Origin of the sequence: Kitasatospora sp. NPDC094019, from assembly GCF_044764505.1 — a bacterium.
Taxonomy (GTDB): Bacteria; Actinomycetota; Actinomycetes; order Streptomycetales; family Streptomycetaceae; genus Kitasatospora.
This window is the reverse complement of the sequence record NZ_JBIWIF010000045.1, coordinates 1-5,314: the sequence shown is the minus strand read 5'-3', so window position 1 is coordinate 5,314 and position 5,314 is coordinate 1. Positions and strand designations below refer to the sequence as shown.

At 71.5% G+C, this 5,314-nt stretch carries 3 protein-coding genes and 1 pseudogene; all 4 read left to right on the top strand.

Translation table 11 applies throughout. The features are described from left to right. Positions 1-102 (top strand): annotated as a pseudogene (locus tag ACIQ9P_RS39305) (ATP-binding protein); the annotation flags it as partial. 405 nt (positions 103-507) lie between these two features. After that, a complete protein-coding gene (locus tag ACIQ9P_RS39300) occupies positions 508-3,966 on the top strand; it encodes a nitrate- and nitrite sensing domain-containing protein (RefSeq protein ID WP_402367337.1) in 3,459 nt (1,152 codons plus the stop codon). Between the two features lie 10 nt (positions 3,967-3,976). Continuing rightward, positions 3,977-4,390, top strand: coding sequence for a roadblock/LC7 domain-containing protein (locus ACIQ9P_RS39295; protein WP_043468791.1), 414 nt, complete (start codon positions 3,977-3,979; stop codon positions 4,388-4,390). A 161-nt stretch (positions 4,391-4,551) separates the two neighbouring features. Further along, the gene (locus ACIQ9P_RS39290) at positions 4,552-5,271 is read left to right on the top strand and encodes a DUF742 domain-containing protein (protein ID WP_402367334.1); all 720 of its coding nucleotides are present in this window, start codon (positions 4,552-4,554) and stop codon (positions 5,269-5,271) included. The last annotated feature ends 43 nt before the right edge of the window (positions 5,272-5,314 follow it).

The window sequence follows — 5,314 nt, the reverse complement described above, 5'->3', positions numbered from 1 at the left end:
ACCGAAACCCCCGTCATCACCCTCGACGCCCGACGCCGCGACAGCGCCAAGAGCGCCCTCATCACCCTCGTCGAACACGCCCTCCTCGCCCGGCTCCGCTGATCGGAGTCCCAGGTCGGCGGCCCCGGCACCCCGTCGGCGTGACGGGGTGCCGGGGCACGTTCGCTTGCGGGGAGGTGTCGTCCGGGCGCCCCGCGCAAGACCCTCGCATAAGCAGCGGATAACAGTTCGGTAGGCATTTCGTGATCAACAATGACTGTTTGTAGCGAATCAGCGTCACTCAGCGCCAGAAGACCACAGTTTTGCTCCAACATGTCGGCGAATGTCCTAAATTGCACCGCACACAGCGCCCACCAGGGGCTGTTTGTCCCCCATCCCTGCACGTGCTGAAATTCCAGCTACCCCTGGATCCCGTACGGCCGTCGCTCCGCTCCCCGGAACGCGCGGCCACCGGGGGTAGCGCTGGATTGATCCATGGCCGCCTGTCGGCCGAGAGGTAGTTGTCGAGTGAGGCGTAAGCAGCAGGTCGCCCCGCAGCGGCGCTCCGAGCCCCGCCAGAGCGAGCCGAACGGCACGACACCGGAACCGGGCGGGTTCTCGGCGTTCACCCCGACCGAGGAGCGGCCCCCGGCCGCCCCGGCATCGCAGCAGCCCGGCCCCGGGAAGGACCGCCCCACGGGCGCCCCCGGCCTCGGGTCCGGCAGCGGTTCCGGCAGTGGTCAGGGCACGGACGGCGCCGGACCGAAGAGCAGCCGGTACGACTTCGTGCGCCCGCGCAACTGGCGCGTCCCGGCCCGTCTGATCGCGATTCTGCTGATCCCGGTCATCATCGCCCTGGTCTTCGGCGGCCTGCGCGTCAACACCTCGATCGACGGCTTCGTCAAGGCCGACCGCGCCCAGCGCACCGCGGCCCTCGCCAAGGCCGCCACCGAGCTCTCCGAGGCACTGGAGAGCGAGCGCGACAAGACGCTCATACCCCTGATCACCAAGCAGGACCCGAACAACGACGTCACCAAGGCGCGCTCGACCACCGACGCCGCCCTCAAGTCGTACAACGCGGCCTACGAGGCGAGCGACAAGTCCGGCGAGCTCCCCCGGCGCCACGACGCGTTCCAGCAGATGGTGGTCTTCCTGCCGCAGCTGCGCGCCACCGCCTACAGCGACACCCTGTTCGCCTCCGCGACCGTCAGCGCCTACTCGGTGATGTTCGCCCCGCTGCTCGCCTACGACAACTCGGTCGGCCTCGGCTCCAGCAACCTCACCAGCAAGGGCCGCTCGATCTACGCGATGTCGCTGGCCAAGGCGTCCGCCTCGACCCAGCGCGCGCTCATGCTGCAGCTCCTGGTCGGCATCGCCGCCCAGAAGACCACGCGCTACGAGAACGTCGACCTCATCCAGCAGCTGCTGGTCGCCCAGCGCCTGGAGCAGACCGCGCTCTCCGAGTTCAACACCGGCAGCGCGCCCGAGGACGCCAAGAAGTACGCCGACGCCCAGGTCGCCCAGGCCACCGCGGACGAGCGGACCGCGTACCGGATGCCCAACGGCAGCGCCCCCACCATGGGCGGCCTGCTCAACATCGGCGCCGCGTACACCCAGGCCGCCGCCAACGGGCAGTCGCAGGGCCGCGAGGCCGCAGACCGGGCGTACAAGGACGCCAAGGAGTCCGGCCTGACGCCGGAGAACTGGAACCAGGCCGCCAACACCCACATCGCCAGCCTCCGCGCCACCGAGGTGGTGCTGCTGGACGACGTGCTCGACGACGCCGCCAACCTCCGGGACAACGCGCGCTTCGACGCCATCCTCAACTCGCTGATCGTCATCGTCGCGCTGGTCCTCGCCGGTGTGCTCACCGGTTACGTGGCCCGCTCGATGATCCTCGGCATGCGCACCCTGCGCAGCGCCGCGCTCGACATCGCCGACCACCGCCTGCCCGACCTGGTCGAGAAGCTCTCCAAGACCGACCCGGAGCGGGTGGACACCAACGTCACCCCGATCCCGCTGTACGGCAAGGACGAGATCGGCGAGGTCGCCCGGGCCTTCGACCAGGTCCACCGGCAGGCGGTCGCGCTCGCCGCCGAGCAGGCCCTGCTGCGAGGCAACGTCAACGCGATCTTCACCAACCTGTCGCGCCGCAGCCAGAGCCTCATCCAGCGCCAGCTGGCGCTGATCACGGACCTGGAGAACAACGAGGCCGACCCGGACCAGCTGGAGAACCTCTTCAAGCTGGACCACCTCGCGACCCGTATGCGCCGCAACGGTGAGAACCTGCTCGTCCTCGCTGGCGAGGAGGCCGGCCGCCGCTGGAACACCCCGGTCCCGCTGGTCGACGTCCTGCGCGCCGCCGCCTCCGAGGTGGAGCAGTACGAGCGCGTCGAGCTCTCCGGCATCCCCGAGGCCGAGGTCGTCGGCGCCGCCGTGACCGACCTCGTCCACCTGCTCGCCGAGCTGCTGGAGAACGCCACCACCTTCTCCAGCCCGCAGACCCGGGTGCTGGTCAACGCGACCCGCCTGCCCGACGGCCGGGTGCTGGTCGAGATCCACGACAAGGGCATCGGCCTCACCGCCGAGGACTTCGCGGAGATCAACGAGAAGCTGGCCGAGCCGCCCACGGTGGACGCCACGATTTCCCGCCGGATGGGCCTGTTCGTGGTCGGCCGGCTGTCCCAGCGGCACGACGTCCGCGTCCAGCTCCGCCCCTCCGGCGAGTCCGCGGGCACCACCTCGCTGGTCATGCTGCCGCCGTTCCTGACCCAGATGGCCGCGGCGCCGGAGCCCGAGGAGCAGTTCACCGTCTCCCGGATCTTCGCCGAGCAGGAGCCGGCCGCCGAGTGGGCGCCCGACCGGAGCCAGGCCCGCAGTGCCGCCGAGCTCGGTTTCGACGACCACCTCACCGGCCACAACGGCGCCGGGGCCGGCGGCTTCAGCCCGGCCCTGGAGGCCGTCCAGCGCTCGCAGCGCCTGGACCAGGTCCGCCGCGCCGCGCTGGAGTCCGGCGAGGGCGACCGGCCGGTACTGGACGCCGAGGTCGAGGGCGACTACCCGGCGTACGGCCGTCGCAACGACGAGGGCTACGGCCAGGACGCGCAGTACCCGCAGCAGGGCTACGAGCAGTCCGGCTACGCCGACGACCAGTACGGCCGGCAGGACGGCTACGGCCAGGACGAGTACGGCCAGGACGCCGGCTACCAGCAGGACGACTACCAGCAGGACGCGTACGGCCAGTACCCGCAGCAGGGCTACGACCAGTACGGCCAGCAGGACGGCTACCAGCAGGACGGATACGGCCAGGACGCCGGCTACCAGCAGGACGGCTACGCCGAGGAGACCTACGGCAACCGGGCCGACGAGGCCCCGGCGGGCCACCCGTACGCCCCGGAGCAGCCGGCCCTCCCGGCCGCCGACAACGGCTCCGCCACCCTGGCGTCCGGGCTTCCGCAGCGCCGCCCCGGCCAGCAGCTGGCCGGTGGCGGGTTCCCGTCCGGCCCGCAGGAGGGCGGCGACGCCCCCAACTGGTTCGCCGGCGCCAAGGACACCTCGGCCGCCCCGGTCGAGCCCCGCGGCAGCCACGACGTGTCCGCCCTCGGCGGCTACGGGCCCACCGGCCCGACAGCGGCCGGCGGCCAGACCTGGCAGTCGCCCAACGACGGCGACTGGCAGCGGGCGGAGAAGCTCCGTGAGCCCTCCACCAGCGGCACCACCCAGTCCGGCCTGCCCCGGCGGGTGCCGAAGCAGAACCTGGTGCCGGGCAACGCCAAGCCCACCCCGCAGGACGGCCCGCAGGTGTCCCGCACGCCCGAGGAGGTCCGCGGCCGACTCACCAACCTGCGCCGCGGCGTCGAGCAGGGCCGCAGCGCGGGCAGTACCGGAAGCTTCCGGATCGACCCCGATCAGGTAGACCCGTCCGGCAACGGACAGCAGAATCGCAGCACCGATCTCTTCGGCGGCTCGAACCACCAGGAGCGTTGAGTTGAGTCAGATGAGCCAGGCCGCACAGAACCTGAACTGGCTGATCACCAATTTCGTGGACAACACCCCTGGGGTGTCGCACACGGTGGTGGTCTCCGCGGACGGCCTCCTGCTGTGCATGTCCGAGGGTTTCCCCCGCGACCGCGCCGACCAGCTCGCCGCCGTCGCCTCCGGCCTCACCTCCCTCACCACCGGCGCCAGCCGGATCTTCGAGGGCGGCGAGGTCAACCAGACCGTGGTCGAGATGGAGCGGGGCTTCCTCTTCCTCATGGCCGTCAGCGACGGCTCCGCCCTCGCCGTCCTCGCCGCCCCCGACTCCGACATCGGCCTGGTCGGCTACGAGATGGCCCTCCTCGTCGACCGCGCCGGAGCCGTCCTCACCCCCGCACTCCGCGCAGAACTCCAGGGCAGTCTCCTGCACTGACGGTTCGTCGGATACCGTCCAGGTATTCGAAGCACCTCCGCGTCCGTCCCGGGCCCGCTTCGGCGGGCTCGGGTTCGGACGTTGTACGGCCTTCGCACCACTGGCTCAGGACTCGTGCCCGAGCTCGCACCGCACCGCCGCACCTTGTGAGGAGAGGAACCGTGACACCGCCCGACGACCGCAGCGGCCAGTACGGCGTTCCGTACCCTGGCACGGGCCACGACGCCTTCGGAACACCCGGCGCCGTCGGCCACGGTCAGCAGTACGGCCAGCCGCTCCCCGGCCAGCAGCACGGCCAGCAGCAGAGCCCGCAGCACGGCGGGCCCTACGGACAGCCGGAGTACGGCCGGCCGTACCCGCCGGGGCAGTACGACCAGTACTCCCAGCCGCAGCCTTCGTACGACGCTCCTCCGGCCGGCTATCCGGGCGGTGCGGGCGGGCAGCAGTCCGGTCACCCCCGCGGTCGCGGACCGGTCTCCGGACAGCAGCAGGGCGGATCCTCCCGGGCCGGGTACGACGACTACGAGGACGAGCCGGACAGCGGCCCGCTGATCCGCCCGTTCGCGATGACCGGCGGACGGACCCGGCCCCGGTACGAGCTCGCCCTGGAGGCGCTCGTCTCCGCCGACGTGGATCCGCAGCGGCTGGCCACCCTGCTGCCGGAGCACCAGCGGATCTGCACCCTGTGCACCGAGGTGAAGTCCGTGGCCGAGGTCTCGGCGCTGCTCTCCCTTCCCCTGGGAGTGGCGCGGATCCTCGTGGCCGACCTGGCCGAGGCCGGCCTGGTCGCCATCCACCAGCCCGCTTCCGGCGGCGAATCCGGAAACCAGCCCGACGTCACGCTGCTCGAAAGGGTCCTCAGTGGACTTCGCAAGCTCTAACGCGGCCGCCCCCACCCGCGCCACCACCTCCGCGAAGATCGTC

Excerpts from the sequence above, each read along its gene's own strand:
- ACIQ9P_RS39295 (WP_043468791.1), top strand. The coding sequence starts at position 3,977 with ATGAGCCAGGCCGCACAGAACCTGAACTGGCTGATCACCAATTTCGTG.